This is a genomic window from Lactobacillus johnsonii, assembly GCF_014058685.1.
GTDB lineage: Bacteria > Bacillota > Bacilli > Lactobacillales > Lactobacillaceae > Lactobacillus.
Window position 1 is genome coordinate 1,909,850 of the sequence record NZ_CP059055.1, and the last position, 19,752, is coordinate 1,929,601.

7 protein-coding genes are annotated in these 19,752 nt (G+C 36.5%); 5 read left to right on the top strand and 2 right to left on the bottom strand.

What is annotated here, in order from left to right:
- The first annotated feature begins 108 nt into the window (after nucleotides 1-108).
- Both H0I41_RS09210 and H0I41_RS09215 read left to right on the top strand, forming a co-directional pair.
- Nucleotides 109-417, top strand: a complete 309-nt coding sequence (locus H0I41_RS09210; RefSeq protein WP_182094548.1) for a YSIRK-type signal peptide-containing protein — start codon at nucleotides 109-111, stop codon at nucleotides 415-417.
- Nucleotides 332-5,971, top strand: a complete 5,640-nt coding sequence (locus tag H0I41_RS09215) for a mucin-binding protein (protein ID WP_182094550.1) — start codon at nucleotides 332-334, stop codon at nucleotides 5,969-5,971. The genes H0I41_RS09210 and H0I41_RS09215 overlap by 86 nt, the downstream gene beginning before the upstream one ends.
- A 104-nt stretch (nucleotides 5,972-6,075) precedes the next feature.
- Here the strand turns inward: H0I41_RS09215 and H0I41_RS09220 are convergent, their stop codons facing one another.
- Nucleotides 6,076-12,897: a S8 family serine peptidase gene (locus H0I41_RS09220; RefSeq protein WP_228099732.1), complete on the bottom strand. Its 6,822-nt coding sequence runs from the start codon at nucleotides 12,895-12,897 to the stop codon at nucleotides 6,076-6,078.
- 286 nt (nucleotides 12,898-13,183) lie between these two features.
- On the opposite strand from H0I41_RS09220, the gene H0I41_RS09225 reads away from it, so the two are divergent.
- Nucleotides 13,184-14,080 (top strand): peptidylprolyl isomerase PrsA, encoded by an 897-nt coding sequence (locus H0I41_RS09225; protein WP_127795745.1) that lies wholly within the window; start codon nucleotides 13,184-13,186, stop codon nucleotides 14,078-14,080.
- 558 nt (nucleotides 14,081-14,638) lie between these two features.
- On the opposite strand, the gene H0I41_RS09230 is transcribed toward H0I41_RS09225, so the two are convergent.
- A complete protein-coding gene (locus tag H0I41_RS09230) occupies nucleotides 14,639-16,120 on the bottom strand; it encodes an APC family permease (protein ID WP_135014375.1) in 1,482 nt (493 codons plus the stop codon).
- 243 nt (nucleotides 16,121-16,363) lie between these two features.
- Here H0I41_RS09230 and H0I41_RS09235 point away from each other — a divergent pair, with 243 nt between their 5' ends.
- Together H0I41_RS09235 and H0I41_RS09240 are read left to right on the top strand one after the other, a co-directional pair.
- Nucleotides 16,364-18,463: a putative ornithine decarboxylase gene (locus tag H0I41_RS09235; RefSeq protein ID WP_127795743.1), complete on the top strand. Its 2,100-nt coding sequence runs from the start codon at nucleotides 16,364-16,366 to the stop codon at nucleotides 18,461-18,463.
- A 3-nt stretch (nucleotides 18,464-18,466) separates the two neighbouring features.
- Nucleotides 18,467-19,735 (top strand): methionine gamma-lyase family protein, encoded by a 1,269-nt coding sequence (locus H0I41_RS09240; RefSeq protein ID WP_053106777.1) that lies wholly within the window; start codon nucleotides 18,467-18,469, stop codon nucleotides 19,733-19,735.
- The last annotated feature ends 17 nt before the right edge of the window (nucleotides 19,736-19,752 follow it).

Sequence of the window (19,752 nt, forward strand, 5' to 3'; positions counted from 1 at the left end):
TTTTGCAACCCTTTTCATTTTATGAGTGGTTTTATTTAAAGTTTGGATACCCTTCTCCTATAATGAAGCTGGTAGTCAAAATCAATGGATGTTAAAAAGGAGAATAATATGTTGTCAAAAAACAATTTTAAAGAACGTCTCCGTAAAATGGAGGATCGACAAGATAGATTTTCAATTAGAAAATTTTCTATAGGAGCAGTCTCTGTGTTAATTGGCTCATTTATTTTTGGTGTCCAATCCACACAAGTTGCTCATGCGGATACTTTGGCTGAAAAAGATAGCACTGTAGTATCTACTAAAGACAGTTCAAAAGTAGTTGCCAAAAGTAATAGTGACACTTCTAATCCGTCTTCAAATAATCACTTACAATCTGCTAATCAGACAATCGATACTAATACAGCCAGCTACAACCAGTGAACTTAAACCAGTTAGCTCTAATACAATCTCAGCTGTTAAGCAAGCCACTCCAGACATAGAGAGCGGCTCAAATAATCAAACTCTATTAACAAAAAGCAATGCTATAAACCAATCTCAACCTAATACTCAAGAAAGCTCAAATAATCAAGAAAATAGTGTTTCCACAATAAATAACCCTAGTGTTAATGATAAGGAAAATACTGAAAAAGCTGATACTCTTAACACAGATACAACTATTAGTGACGCACCTAATTATCCTGATACTCATGGAGTAGTACCTACAAGCCAATACATATTTGACCAGTTTACTCTAACTAATGGTCAATTAACAAATGATGCATATACTCCTTTAAATATGGTAATTACTTTAACTACTGATAGAAGTAATCCAGGAAGTATATTAAACTATTACATCACTAATAATGATTATTCCAAAGTATATGCTAACGATGCAATTAATGTAGACCAATACGTAAACTATACTGGAGTCGGTCCATATCCATCTTCAAATTTAGTAATCTATAATTTTGGACAGAATGGAATTAGTGTAAATGAAAATAACAATAATTTTGGATTAGCATTTACATTTGGTTATGGAAAATATGATTCAATGATTAAGTCAAATGATCCTAATCCATTTTCATCCTCAAATGTTTCAAATGCCTGGGGAGACACGACACCAACCAATGTTACCCAAACTATCACTTACGTTGATGCTCAAACTGGACAACCTATGCCAAATACGCCAACCATTGAGTCAAATGGATTAACAGGACAAATATATCAAGTTGATCCTGCAGCCGAAAAAATTATAAAAGGCTATTACTTAGTTAATAAAGAAAGAGATCACGGTGTTATTTCTCAATATAAAAATGGTGGAACTTACACTAATGAATGGGTTTCTCAAAGTGGACAACTAATAAAAGAAGTATGGCATCAAATAAATTCTAATGGTGTTATGCAAGTTGATGTTTATATCAATAATGTACAAAAATATGATCCAAATAATTTAAAGGGTATTGTCTACCCTTCCACAATGTCTAAAGATGGCCCTACACAATTAAATATCGACAATGGATCCTATGTCTTTCCTAATCCATATGTAGAACAAACAAGTAATATTGAACTTAAATATGATCCATTAGGTCATATAATTCCTGTAACACCTGATGGTAATCCAATTCCAAACGCACCTACTCCGCAATATACTAATAGTCCTACTAATCCTAGTGCAGTAGAGCCAAATGAACCAGTTCCAAATATCCCAGGATATACGCCGAAAGTTTCAATAGTAACACCAACTGATCCTGGTACAGATACAAAAGTAATCTATGTTCCAATCGAACAAGGTTCAATAACTGTTACCGTTCATGATGTAACAGATAATGTAAACTTACCTCAATATGGTAAGAGCAGTGGTGAGCAAGATGTAGGTACTAGATTCACTTATGATAAGAATACTGTAATTACAGATCTTGAAAACAAAGGTTATAAAGTTCTTAATCCAGATGTAGTAATTCCAACCACTATTAGTAAAGGTGCTCAAAATATTGTTATTAATGTTGAACATGAGCTTGTTCCTGTAACACCAGAAAATCCAGGAACTCCAGGCCAACCTATTAATCCTAATAATCCAGACGGTCCAAAGTGGCCAGACGGAACTGCTAAGAATAATTTAGAAGCAACCGGTACTCAAACAATTCATTATGAAGGTGCTGGCAATAAGACACCAGCTGATAATATTCAACATTTCACTTTCACTAAGAGCGCTACAGTTGATAAGGTAACTGGCAAAGTTGTTAGTGAAACTGGTTGGAATGTTTCTAGTCATACATTTGGTAACGTTGATACACCAGTAGTAGCGGGCTATCATGCAGATAAGTCTGTTGATGGTGGGGCTACAATTACTCCTGATGACTTGAATAAGACAATTGTGGTAACTTATGCACCAAATGGTCATGTAATTCCTGTTGGCCCTAATGGTCAACCAATTCCTGATGCTCCACAGCCTCAGTTCCCAACCAACCCTGATAACCCAACAGGAACAACACCAAGTGAAGTTCCAGTAGTACCAGGATATCACCCTGAAAATGGTAAACCCGGTGATCCTGTAGATCCTGTTCCGGGTAAACCTGGTGAGAATGTTCCTGTGAAATATGTTCCAGACACTCCAACTCCTGAAACTTACACTGGTTCTCAAACCATTAAGTTTGTTGATGGAAATGGAACTGAACTTCATACTCCTGATACTCAGACCGTAACTAACTTAACTGGAGATCACACATTTGGCAAGATCAATACTCCTGTTATTAAGGGCTACACTACTACTGAAACCACTGCCGGTGGAGCAACAGTAACTAAGGAAAATCCTAATGCTGTAATTACTGTTACTTACACTCCAAATGGCCACATTATCCCTGTCGGTCCTGATGGTAAGCCAATTCCTGATGCTCCACAGCCACAATTCCCTACTAATCCTGATAATCCAAGTGAAACTACTCCGGGTCAAGTTCCTGACGTTCCAGGCTATCACCCAGAATCTGGTAAGCCTGGTGAACCAGTAAATCCTGTTCCGGGCAAACCAGGCGAGAACGTTCCTGTGAAGTATGTTCCAGATACTCCAACTCCTGAAACTTACACTGGTTCTCAAACCATTAAGTTCGTTGATGGAACTACTGGCAAAGAGATTGAAAGTCCTAATGTTCAAACAGCCACTAACTTAACTGGAGACCACACATTTGGCAAGATCAACACGCCTGTTATTAAGGGTTACACTACAACTGAAACAACAGCTGGTGGCGCTACTGTAACTAAGAACAATCCTAATGCCACAATTACTGTGACCTACACTCCAAATGGCCACATTATTCCTGTCGGTCCGGATGGCAAGCCAATTCCAGATGCACCACAGCCACAATTCCCAACTAACCCTAATAACCCTAGTGAAACTACTCCGAGTCAAGTCCCAGATGTTCCTGGTTACCATCCTGAAAACGGAAAGCCTGGCGAACCTGTAAACCCTGTTCCAGGTAAACCTGGTGAGAATGTTCCTGTTAAATACGTTCCAAACACCCCAACCCCTGAAACTTATAATGGTTCTCAAACCATTAAGTTCGTTGATGGCACTACTGGCAAGGAGATTGAAAGTCCTAATGTTCAAAAAGCTACTAACTTAACTGGAGATCACACATTTGGCAAGATCAATACTCCTGTTATTAAGGGCTACACTACTACAGAAACTACCGCTGGTGGAGCTACTGTAACTAAGAACAACCCTAACGCCACAATTACTGTTACCTACACACCAAATGGCCACATTATCCCTGTCGGTCCTGATGGTAAGCCAATTCCTGATGCACCACAGCCACAATTCCCAACTAACCCTGATAACCCTAGTGAAACTACTCCTGGGCAAGTTCCTGATGTTCCTGGTTACCACCCTGAAAGCGGAAAGCCTGGCGAACCTGTAAACCCTGTTCCGGGTAAACCTGGTGAGAATGTTCCTGTTAAATACGTTCCAAACACCCCAACTCCTGAAACTTACACTGGTTCTCAAACCATTAAGTTTGTTGATGGAACTACTGGCAAAGAGATTGAAAGTCCTAATGTTCAAAAAGCTACTAACTTAACTGGTGAGCACACATTTGGCAAGATCAATACTCCAGTTATTAAAGGCTACACTACTACAGAAACTACCGCCGGTGGAGCAACAGTAACGAAGGAAAATCCTAACGCTGTAATTACTGTGACCTACACACCAAACGGTCATATCATTCCTGTCGGTCCTGATGGTAAGCCAATTCCTGATGCACCACAGCCACAATTCCCAACTAACCCTGATAACCCTAGTGAAACTACTCCTGGGCAAGTTCCTGATGTTCCTGGTTACCACCCTGAAAGCGGAAAGCCTGGCGAACCTGTAAACCCTGTTCCGGGTAAACCTGGTGAGAATGTTCCTGTTAAATACGTTCCAAACACCCCAACTCCTGAAACTTACACTGGTTCTCAAACCATTAAGTTCGTTGACGGAAATGGAACTGAACTTCATACTCCTGATACCCAGACCGCAACTAACTTAACTGGCGACCACACATTTGGTAAGATCAACACTCCTGTTATTAAGGGCTACACTACTACTGAAACCACTGCCGGTGGAGCAACAGTAACGAAGAACAACCCTAACGCCACAATTACTGTTACCTACACTCCAAATGGTCATATCATTCCAGTAGGCCCAGATGGTAAGCCTATTCCTGATGCTCCACAGCCACAATTTCCAACCAATCCTGATAACCCTAGTGAAACTACTCCTGGGCAAGTTCCTGATGTTCCTGGTTACCACCCTGAATCTGGTAAACCTGGCGAACCTGTAGATCCTGTTCCGGGTAAACCTGGTGAGAATGTTCCTGTGAAATATGTTCCAGACACTCCAACTCCTGAAACTTACACTGGTTCTCAAACCATTAAGTTTGTTGATGGAAATGGAACTGAACTTCATACTCCTGATACTCAGACCGTAACTAACTTAACTGGAGATCACACATTTGGCAAGATCAATACTCCTGTTATTAAGGGCTACACTACTACTGAAACCACTGCTGGTGGAGCAACAGTAACGAAGGAAAATCCTAATGCTGTAATTACTGTTACTTACACTCCAAATGGTCATATCATTCCAGTAGGCCCAGATGGCAAGCCTATTCCTGATGCTCCACAGCCACAATTTCCAACTAACCCTGATAACCCTAGTGAAACTACTCCGGGTCAAGTCCCAGATGTTCCAGGTTATCACCCAGAATCTGGTAAGCCTGGTGAACCGGTAAATTCTGTTCCTGGCAAACCTGGCGAAGACATTCCTGTTAGGTATGTTCCTGATACCCCAGAAACCTACACTGGTAGTCAAACTATTAAATTTGTTGACGGTAAGACTGGGAAGGAGATTGAATCTCCAAATGTTCAAACTGCTACTAACTTAACTGGTAGCCACACATTTGGTAAGATCAACACTCCAGTAATCAAGGGCTACACTACTACGCAAATTACTGCTGGTGGTGCTACAGTAACTAGAGATAATCCAAATGCTGTTGTTACTGTAACTTATATTCCAAATGGTCACATCATCCCTGTTGGACCAAACGGCAAGCCTATTCCTAGTGCTGATCAACCTCAATTCCCTACTAACCCAGAGAACCCTACAGAAACTACTCCTGGTCAACTCCCTGTAGTTCCTGGTTATCATCCTGAAGTAGGTAAGCCAGGTGAAAATGTAAATCCTGTCCCAGGCAAACCTGGCGAAGACGTTCCTGTTAAGTACGTTCCTGACACTCCAGTCAAACCAAGCACACCATTTACACCTACTACTCCTGAAACACCTAGAAATAATCCAACTCGTCCTTCAGAAACTCCAATTGCAAATAACGTTGAAAGTAACAAGAAGAAGGAAGAGCTTCCACAAACTGGAAGAAAAGAAAACCAAGCTCAACTAATCGGATTAGCAGTAGCTGGTATTATCTTCTTACTTGGATTAATCGGTGATCGGAAGAAGAAAGAATAGCTTAACTTTAAGCGAATAAAAAATGCGCTAAGATTAAATATCTTAACGCATTTTTCTTTGCTCATAGAAAATGGATTTTAATTAAAAACATATTCCTTAAATAACTACTTTTTATTCTTTATTCTCAGTACTGTTCCTAAACTAGCAAATAAGGCAGTTATTCCTGTAACTAGTAATCCAAAGAATGTTTCTCTTTCTCCAGTCTTAGGTAATTCTTTATTATTGCTACTCTTAGTACTTCGAGTTGAACTATTTGTAGTATTTTGAGCTTTATTGCTATTTTTATGAGTTGGCACCTTATTATCAGCATTCTTCTTTGAAGATTCTTGAGCACTTCTTGCAACTTGATGCTTTTTCCCTACTAATGTGCTGCTCTCTTTATCAGATACAGATTCAGCATCTTGTTTCTTTTCTTCTGGTTCTTTCACTTCATCTTTAGACGTTGATGCAGAATGAGATTCAGATTTTTTAGCTCTTTGTTCATTCTTAGACAATTCTGCCTGATGTTCCACTTGGGATGGAGCATCTGCAGGCATTTGCCCCTTCTTTTCTACTGAAGTTCCAGTTCCTTTATCAGATACAGAGTGAGCATCTTGTTTCTTTTCTTCCGCTTCTTTCACTTCATCTTTAGATGCCGATACAGAATGAGATTCAGATTTTTTAGCTTCTTCTTGTTCATTCTTAGATAATTCTGCCTGATGTTCTACTTGTGATAGAGCATCTGCAGGCGTTTGCCCCTTCTTCTCTACTGAAGTTCCAGTTCCTTTATCAGATACAGAGTGAGCATCTTGTTTCTTTTCTTCTGGTTCTTTCACTTCATCTTTAGACGTTGATACAGAACTAGATTCAGATTTTTTAGCTTCTTCTTGTTCAGTCTGCTTCTTCTCAGGAGTTACAACTGGTTGTTCAACCTTAGGCAATTCCACTTGATGTTCTACCTGTGTTAAAACACCTGTAGCAGTTTCAAGTACTTTTTCTGCTTTTTCTAAGCTGCTTGCAGATGCATTTTTATCATTTAAAACATCCCGGACACCATTCAATATTTCTTTGAATTTATCTTGCGATTCTGGCGTATATCCGTCTAAGTTTACATTGGCATTCTTATTAACCTCTTGTTCTAATGCCTCTCTAGCTTTATCAACTTCTTGAGCATCAGATTCAGCAGGCTTATTTTCTTCTTTCTTAACTAAGCCTTTTTCTGCTTCAACAAGACTATCTTTTGCTTTATTAACCTCGTCTGCTTGTGCATCTTTTGAATCGAGTACTCCTTCTGCAGTCTTTTCAGCATTATCCTTCACTTTAGCAGAATCATCAGTATACTGAGATTTATCTTCATCTTTATGCTTATTAAGTTCTTCTCTTAATTGTTCTTTAGCTGTTTCAACATCTTTATTTGATTCTGTTTTTTCAACTAAATCTTTCTCAGCTTGAGATAAACTATCAAGTGCTTCTTGAACTTGAGCTTTATTAGCATCTTTATTAGTCAAAACCTGATTTACTTTCTTCAGTGCATTACTCAAGTTTTCTGCACTCTCAGAAGTATACTTCGTGGTATCCAAATGACTAAGTTTGTCTGCCTTTTCTTTTAAAGCATTCTTTGCAGCAAGGACTTCCTGGGTATCTTTATTTTCCTTTGGTGTATCTTCTTGCTGAGTTGTTTTTTCTGGAGATACTTGCTTTTCCTTAAGAGATTTCGTTGCATTAACGATAGAATCTATCGCATCTTGAACATCAGTTGAATTTGCATCTTTATTAGCTAAAACTACTTTAGCTTCATCAAGAGCTTTAGTTACTTTTTCTACTGAATCATCAGTATATTTATCCTTATCGAATTTTTCACCAGCCTTAACTGTCTCTTCCAATTTTTCTTTAAGTGCGTTTACTTGTGAGTCTTTATCTTCTACTTTGTCTTTATCTTTATTTTGATCTACAGGCTTTTCAACCAAATTCTTAATTGCTTCTTCTAGTTGTTCGCTTGCCTGCTTCAATTCTTGGAGAGTAGCATTCTTATCTTTCAACGCTTTACTTGCTTCTTGGCGAGCTTGAGCTAATTTTTTAGCTGATTCATGTGTGTACTTACCTGTATTTCCTAAAGCACGTGCTTGATCAAGCTCCTTTCTTAAATCTTTTCTTGCTTGTGCAACGCTTTTATCTACAGTACTCTCTTCTTTTCCAATAGTTTTGACATCATACTCAACTACTTCGGATTCATTACCGTATTTATCTACAGTCTTAAATAGAAGCTTGCCATTATTTTTGACAGTTACACCATCTTCTGGAAGAACATTGTATTTATTTCCATTATCAGTACTGTATAAAACGTTGCCATCTTTAGCCTTTCCAGTTACAGTTACTGATTTTTTATCTGACGCTGTTGTAGCAGTAATTTGCGGTGAGGCCAATTTCTGAGCTTTCTTATAGTACACAACTAAAGTTTGGACTTCACTGCGGTTATCATTGTTGTCGACTACTACAACATTAAAAGTATTTTTGCCTTCTTTAAGTTTAACAGAATGGCTAAAGCTCTTCTTCAGATTCTTATTACCGTTGTAATCAACATCATCCCAATTTGCATCAACATTATTATCATTTATGAGCAAACTATAATATGGATAATCATCACTAATTGTACCTTGAAGCTTAAATTCTTCTTTATTTGTATAAACAGGTACATAACCTGATTGATCCTTCTCTTGGTTAAGGGTTAATTCTGGATTATTTGAATCTACGTAGAATGTTAAGCGTTCTTGAACAGTATCATTAACAGTAGTATCACCAATTAAAACTGGGAAAACTTTAGCTCCATGCTTACCAAGATCAAGTACTAGTTTAAATGTTCCATCTGCTTTAACTTTAACTGTATGATCACCAATTCTAACAGTAGTAGTTGGGCGATTTACTTTTCCAGTTAAAGTTAACTTACCAGTCTTAGGATCGTAGTTTTCGGTCTCGGTATTAACGCTAGTTGTTCCAAACTTAATTCCATTATCAAAGGTAACATCCTTTGCGGAAACAACAGTCTTACCACGATCACTTGACTTAACAATTTGCTTAACAGATGAACTATTCCCATCTTTGTCAGTAAGAACAATATTCATTGTATTTTCGCCGTAGCTTACTGGAACTTTAACTTTAAAGGTGTGTTCCTTAGTTGGTTTAGCACTATAAGTCTTACCTGCAACTTTTACAGCAACTTTATCAGTATCATCACTAACTTTTCCTGATACTTCTACTGTGTCTTCAGAAGTTTGACTTAGTTTAGCTTCTTCATTTCCAGTATATGTTTCTTGATCATCTACTTTAAGACTTTCAAGTTTTGGTGGAACAAGACTAACATTAATACGTTTTTGAGTAATTAGTGTTTCATGTTCTTCATCAGCATAGAATTTAACATTGGTGTCATAGTCACTTACTGATAATGGCAACTTAGTAACAAACCGTTCACTAGCTTCATCATAACTTATGTTAAGATCGTGTTCTTTTCCATCTTTATCTGTATATGTACCATATACTTTCTCGGGATATGTACCTGAAATAGTATATGAATCATCAGTCATATCATAACCATCGCTTACCGTTGTGATCTTTTGCGGCAAGTTATTATCAATAATTAGTCCAAAGTTAATTTCACCTGGTTTATTTGATGTCCCTGAATTAGTACCAGCGTTAGTAGCATTATCAAATACAGCAATAGCTAAATCATTTTTTCCAGCCCTAAGAGTTTTAACTTGCTCATCGCTAAGTGGAACTTCAATCTTTTGATAACCATCACTAGATGAACCAACAATATCATATGCGACACTTCTATTAAGTTCTCCATTTACATAAGTATTTGCTTGTCCATTTAATCCACTGAAGTTATCTTTCGCTTCTGCTTTAAGAACATACGATACTTTTCCAGTTTGATCCTTATGTGATCCTAATTTCAAGTTTTTAACTTCTGGTTTCACACTATCAACTTTAACTTTAATATCATAATGTTGCTGCTTCTTAGTACCATCAACCGTACCAGTCACGCGATAAGTATAAGTTCCATCTGGTACTTTTTCGGTCTTATTTGTTTGTTGATTGAAATATGTACCATCCCAAGCAGGTGCATAATTAAACTTAGCATATCTTTGACTACTTGCTGCCCAATATGACTTAGTAACATGTGCCAATGAAACTAGCGTATTAATTACTTCACCATCTTGATTTAAGATTTCAGTCTTAACATCATTAGCATTTCTAAACAAGAAGTATTGTGGTCTCACCCACGATACAGATGCTCCATCTGCTGTAGATAAAGCAATTGCATCTGGATCAACTCTATAATTTCCATCTTCATCTTGGTTTAAGCCGGCATAACCAACTGCTCCATTTTTATTTCCTGCAGTCACAATAGTTCCGAGGTTATTATTTCCTGGGTTAAATGCTAATCCGTTTAAACCATCAAAAATAGCAGGTGCAGCCCAATCACCAAAGAATCCCATGTATGGAATCTTTAAATGTGAGTTATCGGACCCAGTAAATGCCATAAATCCTTCTACATATTGATTTTCTTTAAAGTTATCAGGTAATGATAAGTTAATAGTTACTTCTTTAGTAGAGTTTGCTGGAACAACTATCTTTTCACTTGGTGTAAGTGAAGCACCATCAATCTTCTTTTCGAATAAGACACCTGTTTTTGGATCTGTTTCTGAAGTATATACATCAGAAAACTTACCGTTCTCATTTAAACCATATTCAATGTCTTTATTGGTCCGATTTGTAAATTTAATAGTAAATTGATGTTGGCGATCCTGGAAATCTTTCAATTCAACACCAGGATAACCATTACTTCCACTAACAGTTGAAGGATTATGCAAAATAGCATTAATTGCAGCCTCTACATTGACTAAGCCGGCTCCCTGTCTACGAGGTGATTCAATAACTGAGCCATGATCAACGTCAACTTCAATATTAGCAGTATTCATCTGAATATTTTTTATTAAAGCTGCACGTTCACTTCCAGACATCTTTTGGTATGTTTCATAAAACTTACCTGTCTTATCATTCATAGCTTGTACAAGTAAAGCTTGTGATCCAGCAATAAATGGTGAAGCCATTGATGTACCTGACATATTGATATAACCATTATTATTTTGGAGAGACCAAATATTTCCTCCGGGAGCTGTAATATCAGGCTTAAATGATAGATCAGATACTGGTCCATAAGACGTAAAGCTAGACATTAAATCTTCTTCACGAATAACATTGTTTAATGGTTGAACTTCAACGTTTACTCGTAATAATTCATCTGGATGAGCTTCAACATAAGCAACAAGCTTATTACCATCGTCAGTTGATAAACCAGCTGTAGGAAAACCTTCATTGTATAAAACTGACGTTAATGGCGTATTTCCTCCAGCATTATTTACAATAATAAGTCCTGCGGCGCCAGCTGCTTGGGCATATTTTTGTTTATCAGTGAATGTAATTTCACCTCGCGAAACAACTGCAATTTTTCCTTTTACATCAGCTGTATATTGACTAGGAGTTCCCATTCCTAGTTTTCCAGATGCATCTTTTACAATATAGAATTTTTTACTATCGAAAGCATCGTGAGATGTATTTGGAGAAAGTTGCGTTACACTTGGTCCAAATATCTTTTTGCCATCAGCAGTAGAAACAGTCATCCCATCGGTAGTAACCTTAGTATTTTCAGCAGATGCAACAGTTGTAGCACTTCTACTAGTACCAGGGCTTCCGATAGTTTCCATATCAGGATTACCATAAAAGTCTTTATTAACTCCCTCTTGATTAGAGGTTGAAGTTCCAGAGTTTCCGGCTGAAATTACGGCTGCTGTTCCATGCTTAACAGCTTTTTCTACAGCCGCGATTTCTGGATCATCCTCAGTTTGTTCACCAGATACAGATCCTAATGACATATTAAGGACGTCTGCTCCCAATTTAGCTGAGTCATCAACTGCTCCGATTACGCTTGTTGAATCGGTTGTGGAGGAACTATCTGAATTAGAAAAAGCCTTCATCGCAAGTAATTGTGCTTCAGGCGCAACTCCAACTACTGAGCTTGCTGAATTCTTCCCAGTACCATTAGCAGCAACAATTCCCGCAACGTGCATCCCATGTTGTTCCTTTGGATCATCATCCGTAATAATATCGTTATTATCTGAATAATTATGTCCAAATGGAACTTTACTGGTAAAGTAGCGTCCATATCCACTATTTTCAGTAAATCCATCAATATCCTTAGCAGTCAATTTAACCTTAGATTCATCACTTAATCGTAAATCTTTATGGTTTGGATCAATTCCCGTATCAATAATTGAAACAACTGTTCCTTCACCCTTATATTGATAGTTTGACCAAACCGTCGAAACATTAGCCATGTTATTTGCTGAGGTATCGGCTGCAAAATATACCTTAGCTAAAGTAACTGATTTTACACCTTTAATCTCTCTTAATTTTTTAATATCTCCAACTTTTGCTTTTGTTGCAAAACCATTAACTACATACCCATAACTTTTATCAATGGCTTGATTCGTAATTTTTTGAACTTCATCCTTAATTCCAGATTGAGCAGCAATTACTTTATTCGATGCTTGCTCAATTTCGGCTCTACTTGCTGTTTGTGAATCAATTGATCCATTTTCAGAAGCTGGTAGAGCCTCGAGTTGGACAATCACATCTACATAGACCTCTTGCTGTTCCTCGGGTGTTAATCGTTCAAAATTAACACCTTGAGCGGCAAGTTGGGCCTCAACAGCTTGTCTCGAGAGAGCTGTCGTAGAATGTTCTACAGCTGTCTTAGATTTTTTAACGCTGTTAGTTTGGCTTTCTACACTTGCCTTTACAATTTGTTCTCCTCCACCTAGTATTTGACCACTAGTTATAAGAGCTGTACTGAGTAATAACCAAGTATATTTTTCTCTTTTCTTTTTCATTTAAATCCTCCTTAAAGAATTGATTAACTGACCCTTGTAACTAACTTATAATAAAATAAGAATATATTTAATTTGATATATTTTTATTTTAATATTATATCCAATTTATATTAAAGTTCAATGCTTTTTTATACAAAAAATAACTATCAAATGTACAGCATTTACTACTTTCTTCCAAATCGTACTAATAATGTAGCAAAAAATTAACATTGATTTACAAATAAATAACTGTTTAAATTATTAAATAAATATTAGTATAATGAAAGTTTTTCCATTGGAGGTTTATATGAAAAGAATAATTAAAGTTGGTGCTTTAGCAGCAAGTAGCTTTTCTTTATTATTTTTAGCTGGTTGCTCTTCAAATAATAAAGAAGTTGCACAATATGGCGATAAAAAAATATCGCAGGAGCAATTTTATCAGGAACTAAAGAGCTCTCCGACTAGCAAAACAATTCTAGCTAATATGTTGATCTACAGAGCTCTTAAAGAAGCGTACGGCAGTAAGCTTAACAAAGATCAGGTAGAAGCCGACTATAATAGTTACAAAAAAAGATATGGTTCTCAATTTGATTCTTTTTTAAAAGAAAACTCCTATACAAAAAAATCTTTTAAACAAATGATTGAATTAAATCATCTAAGTAAAATCGCTTTAAAAAAACAGATGAAGCCAACGACTTCCCAATTAAAAGAAGAATGGAAAGATTATCAACCAAAGATCACAGTTCAGCATATTTCAACTACTAGCCGCGATACAGCAAATATAGTTATTGAGAAACTTAATAATGGTGAAAGCTTTGCTAGTTTAGCTAGCAAGTATTCTGTCGATAGTCTAACCAGTTCCAATGGTGGAAAATTGCCTGCTTTTGATATGCAAAATAGACGATACGACTCTACTTTCAAAAAGGGCGCCTATAAATTAAAAAATGATGAATATACCAAAGAACCTATCAAAGTTACAAATGGTTATGAAGTCATTAAAATGATTAATCATCCTAAAAAGGGTAATTTTGCTGATAAGCAAAAAGAATTAACTGAAGCAATTTATAATAAATGGGCTAGCAACTCTAGAATTATGAATAATGTTATCAGTCAAGTATTAAAAGAACAGCACGTATCAATTAAAGACAAAGATTTAAAATCAGCTCTTGATATGTATAAAGGTTCCAATAAAGCAAATTTTTAAATACTAAGAATTAATAATATATAGAAAAAACTCTATTAAATTTTGGTGTTAATAAGCCTCGATTTAATAGAGTTTTTAATTTGAATTAAGATTTTTAAAGGATTAGGCGCTAAATTGCTGAAATGCAATTTTAGTAGAACCAGTAAATGAGTTATTCCCGTAATCAACGGAAATTATTGGTAAGCCCTTATAGAAAGTCTTTTCACATTTCGCTCTCAAATTAAGCAAGATTTTGTGTATTTTAAATTCAATCATTAATTAAGGCAAACTCTATATCCTATGAAATGAGTCAACTATAGATCCAATTAAAGGCTTCCCTTTACCAATTGTCTATTAGACTTTTTCTACTTCAATCTTATTAATAGAGTATAGTTTCAAACTCATCGGTACGTTAATTTTAGGAAATTTCATCTTACTGCATTTTTATTTAAGTTATTTTTGTTATATAGGCAGCCTTAGACTATAGTTATTTTAATTACTACTTTGCTGCTTTAAAGTACAAAAAACCGAGACCCATTTCTGAATCTCGGAAGTAATAGTTTATTTTAAATATCTAATTTATTCTTTAATCTCAACCATCATTTCTTCTTCACGTTTTTGTTCAATCTTACGAAGCCATGGTAAAACGAAACCTAAACCAAATAATACGACAACTGTAATAATGTTCATCCATAATTGGTGAGTAAATGCCTTAGTACCAACAGCTACGTTTTGAGGAATAAATCCTAAAGTAGCACAGACAAAGGTAAATAGTAAACACCAAGAACCAACTGTTAACGCACCAGCCTTATTCTTAATGAAGACATAGCTTGAGTGGTATTTTTCTTGGTGCATTCTCATTGCAACAAAGGCAAAGAATACCCAACAAGTCTTGTATGGTGAGATAATTCCGTTTACGTTTAATAGCCAGTTATAAATGGTATTGATATTAGGTAAAGTTCCAGTTAATAAGAGCAAGAACAAACTAAGTCCAACAGTAAAGGTGTAACTGTGAATTGGACGGCCATTCTTGTTCTTCTTGGTCAACCATTTTGGCATGAATTTTTCGCCAACATCTCCGGCAAATACACGACTTGACGCATCTAATAATACGGCAAGTTGAGCCATCATAAAGATTGCTTGTACAACGGCGAAAATATACATCAATACCTTACCCATTCCTAAACTTTCACCTAAAAGTTGGAAAGCATAGTAAGGACCGTTCATCTTAAAGTCGTGTGGAATCTTGTGAGCGTTGAAGAACATTGCTAAAGCTAAGGTTCCAAAAATAGTCAAGAATCCTGTCATAATTGCAAGCATCCACATTGCTTTAGGAAAATCGCGCTTAGAATTCTTCATTTGTTGAACATATGGTGCAGCTAATTCTGCACCTGACATTGCAAAGATTAAAAGACCAGTAGTTGAGAAGTAGTTCAAACTAAATGATGGTTTAAATGCTCCCCAGTTAAATGGTTGAGTTGCAATATGGTGACCATGCATTACTGACCATGCAGCTAAGAGCACGAATAACATGGACATAATAAACATTGCTCCCCCACCAATTAAGGAAAGGATTTCTAACGAGTTACGTAATTTATTTTCTAATAAAATAAAGACCAAAATGATTACAAAAGTCAAAATTCCGAACCAGAAAGTTGACATCTTCTTGTCTAAGCTGTTGTTACCAAAGATTATCCAACTGAAAGAAACGATAACTGAGTTTGACACGTCAACGATATATGGCACACTCTGAACCCAATACATCCATGAAGTCCAATATCCTAAAGTATCATTTGTACTTCTTCTTACCCAGGAAGCAAGTCCTCCATCTTGATTATCAAAAGTCAAACTCATTTGACTACTGATTAATGCGTAAGGAATAACATAAGTAAATAGCAGAAAAATCCAAGAAATTACAACTGAAAGACCTTGGTTTTGAAATGGATAGAAGATATTTTCAAAACTAATAATCGTTACAAAGTCAATCAGCGCAATAACTGGCCAACTCATATAATGTTTTTTATTCGGTTCTAAATCATTAAAGACATCTAGTTTATCCAATTTTTAAATTCCCCCAAAATTAAAATATTTATCTAAATCCTATCTTCTAAGTTTGGAGGTTTCAAAACTATCATTAAAGTATTTGAATTCACTTGTAGAAATCCTTTATAAATCGCTATAATTTATGCCGTAGTAGTCTTGCAAATAAAATTTTGTACAAAAACGTCCGCACAAAATTATAAAGATTTCTAAAATTTTTGCAAGTCTATTTTAGAAAATATAGTAGGAAAACAAGGTGATTAAATGAATTTTCTAAAAATTGCATTAAGCAATCAACTTAAAAATAATGATTTTAATTCATGGCAAACTACTAATTTGAACGATGAAACTCAAGCTAGTGAACTTGCCGCTATTGTTGTAGCAGAGACTGATAAAAGTAGTCTTAAAACTGCTCAAGATTTACAAAAAAAATCAGGGCTTGGAATTCCTATTATTAAAGTTTCACATGAAACAATTTCTAATAATGAAAAAAATCAAATAATTGATGCCGCAAATCAATACACAGCAGAAATGGTTCCTGGCTTTTTAACTGATTTGGTCAATTTTGCAGAAGATCGTCCAGTTAGTTTTACTACACCAGGTCATCATAATGGCTTATATTACGAAAAACATCCGGCTGGAGTAGTATTTAATCGCTTCTTTGGTAAAAACCTCATGTTTGCTGATACCAGTGATACAGTACCAGAATTAGGCGATACCATGACCCACGAAGGAACGCCTTTAACTGCTGAGCAAAAAGCCGCCGAAACTTACCACGCCGACAAAGTTTATTTCTGTACTAATGGAACAACGAGTGCAAATTCAATTTGTGCAAATGCACTATTAACTAAAGATGACTTAGTTCTTTTTGACCGCAATAATCACAAATCCCTCTATAACAGCGCCTTAGTAATGACTGGTGCCAAACCAGTATATATTCCAACTGATCGCAATGCTCTTGGATTAATTGGAGAAATGGATCCTAACTTCCTAAGTGAAGAAAAAATTCGCACTGAAATTGCTAAAGTTGACCCTGAAAAAGCTAAAGCTAAACGTCCATTTAGACTGGCTATCATTCAATCAGAGACATATGATGGACTCTTTTATGACGCAAGGTGGATGATTGATAAAATCGGTAAACTATGCGATTACATTCTTTTTGATTGTGCTTGGGGTGGATTCGAACAGTTTGTTCCAATTATGAATCACCTGTCTCCTCTCAACTTAGACTTTGGGCCAGAAGATCCGGGTATTTTAGTAACTCAATCACTTCATAAACAACAAGCTGGGATGGGCCAAGCCTCACAAATTTTGAAAAAGGATGCTCATATTAAAGGCCAGAAACGTTACGTTGATCATAAGCACTTTAACCATGCTTATCTTAAATTTGTTACCTCAAGTTACTCTTATCCCCTCTATGCCTCACTCACTGTTAACTCATATTTAACTAGTGGTGAAGGTAATAAAAAATGGTGGGATCAAATCTTACGCTTAGGAATTGAATGGCGGAAAGAATTAATTAGAAAATCAAAATTATTTAAGCCACTAGTAATTGATAATTTTGAAAATATTAGTACTGATGAATTAGCTACAAATGAAAAGTACTGTAATTTAGATTCTACTAATCTTTGGCATGGATTTAGCAAAATTGCGTCTGGTCAGGCCATGATTGATCCACTAAAAATTACTGTTGTAACGCCTGGAATTGATGTTAAAAATGCAAAATATGAAGAAACAGGAATTCCTGGACCAGTTGTCGCAGAATTTCTAATGGAGAAGCGGATTATTCGCGCAAAAGATGACCTATATTCTCTTCTTTTCTTATTAACGCCGGGAGATACGAAAGCTGAATTAGCTATCTTACTAAATGCATTCTTAGAATTTGAGCAGTACTATAACGAGGATGCACCTCTAGAAAAAGTGCTCCCTAAGCTAACTAAGGTATATGGTGCTCGCTACAAAGGTTATACCTTAAAACAGCTCTGCCAAGAAATGCATGAATATTACCGGGGAAATAATACCTTTACCCTCCAGCAAGAATTATTTGCGAAACCAGATATGCAAAATTATCAAATGACTCCCGAGCATGCTGACTATCTCTTTATGAAAAATAAAAGTGAACTAGTTAACTTAGAAGATGTTAAAGGTCGCATTGCTGCTGAAGGTGCCTTACCTTACCCACCAGGCGTGTTCATTGTTGCACCCGGCGAAAAATGGAGTGACATTGATCAAAAGTATTTTGAAGTTTTAGTAGGTGCTATCGAGCGTTTTCCAGGCTTTGTACCTGAAATTCAGGGAGTCTACTGGGATCAAAAATCAGATGGTAAAATAAGAGTACAAGCAGAAGTATTAAAGGAGAAATAAGTAATGGTTTTATCTTGGAAAGAAAACTTACCAACCGAATTAAAGGAAAAAGTCGATAAAGTCGATAAAATGATTGAACCTCGTCTAGAAGAAATTGATGAGCAAGTATTCTATAACCAACAACGTGTTTTGGATATATTTAGAAAGCATCGTGTTGGAGAAGAAGATTTAGTGCCTTCTACTGGTTACGGTTATGATGATGTTGGCCGTGATAAACTAGAAGCAATGTATGCCGACTATTTCAAAACCGATGATGCATTAGTACGCCCTCAATTCTCTTCAGCAACTCATGCTATTGCTGTTGGTCTATTTAGTATGCTCCGCCCTGGCGATACGCTCTACTACTTAACTGGTATGCCATATGACACTATTCAAGAAGTTATTGGCTTAGCTGGTGACAAACCAGGCAACATGAAAGAATGGGGTATTGACTTTAAGCACACTGATTTACTTGATAACGGTGAAGTTGACTATGAACAAGCTAGAAAAGACTTGCAAGATCCAAAAATTAAAGTTGTAACTATTCAACGTTCTCTTGGTTACGCTGTTCGTGCAAGCTTTACAATGGAAAAAATCAAGAAGATGCTTAAGTTTATTAAAGAAGTTCGTCCAGACGTAAAAATCTTCGTTGATAATTGTTACGGCGAATTTTCTGAATCAGAAGAACCAACTTTCTATGGTGCTGATATGATGGCGGGTTCTCTATTTAAGAATGCAGGTGCCGGAATCGTTAAAGCGGGTGCCTTCCTTGTTGGTAAAAAAGATCTCATTGAAGGAGCAGGCTCACGCCTTAACGTCCCTGGTGCTGGTAAAGGAGAAGGCGCTACATGGGGCTATTTAAGAGACATGTATCAAGGATTCTTTATGGCAGCTCACACTACTGGGGAAGCCTTAAAGGGTATGATTTATACTGCTGCTCTCTGTGAAGAAATGGGAATGAAAGTTGCACCTAAGTGGAATGATCCAAGAACTGATATCGTTCAAACTGTAACCTTCGGCGAACCAGATCCAATGGTTAAGTTCTGTGCTGCTATTCAACACTATTCACCGATGAACTCATTTGTTGATCCTATTCCATATCACCAAGATGGTTACGAAGATGACGTTGTTATGGCCTCAGGAAGCTTTACTGAAGGTTCTACGATCGAATTATCTTCAGACGGTCCAATGCGTCCGCCATACCGTCTTTACGTGCAAGGTGGTCTTTCTTATGCCCATGACAAGATTGCGATCACTCATGCTGTAGAAGAAACTTTCTATAAAAAAGATTAGTACATATTAGTATCCTT

Bases quoted from the DNA above. Each gene is read 5' to 3' on its own strand.
- H0I41_RS09210 (WP_182094548.1), top strand. From the start codon at position 109: ATGTTGTCAAAAAACAATTTTAAAGAACGTCTCCGTAAAATGGAGGAT.
- H0I41_RS09220 (WP_228099732.1), bottom strand. From the start codon at position 12,897: ATGAAAAAGAAAAGAGAAAAATATACTTGGTTATTACTCAGTACAGCT.
- H0I41_RS09225 (WP_127795745.1), top strand. From the start codon at position 13,184: ATGAAAAGAATAATTAAAGTTGGTGCTTTAGCAGCAAGTAGCTTTTCT.
- H0I41_RS09235 (WP_127795743.1), top strand. From the start codon at position 16,364: ATGAATTTTCTAAAAATTGCATTAAGCAATCAACTTAAAAATAATGAT.
- H0I41_RS09240 (WP_053106777.1), top strand. From the start codon at position 18,467: ATGGTTTTATCTTGGAAAGAAAACTTACCAACCGAATTAAAGGAAAAA.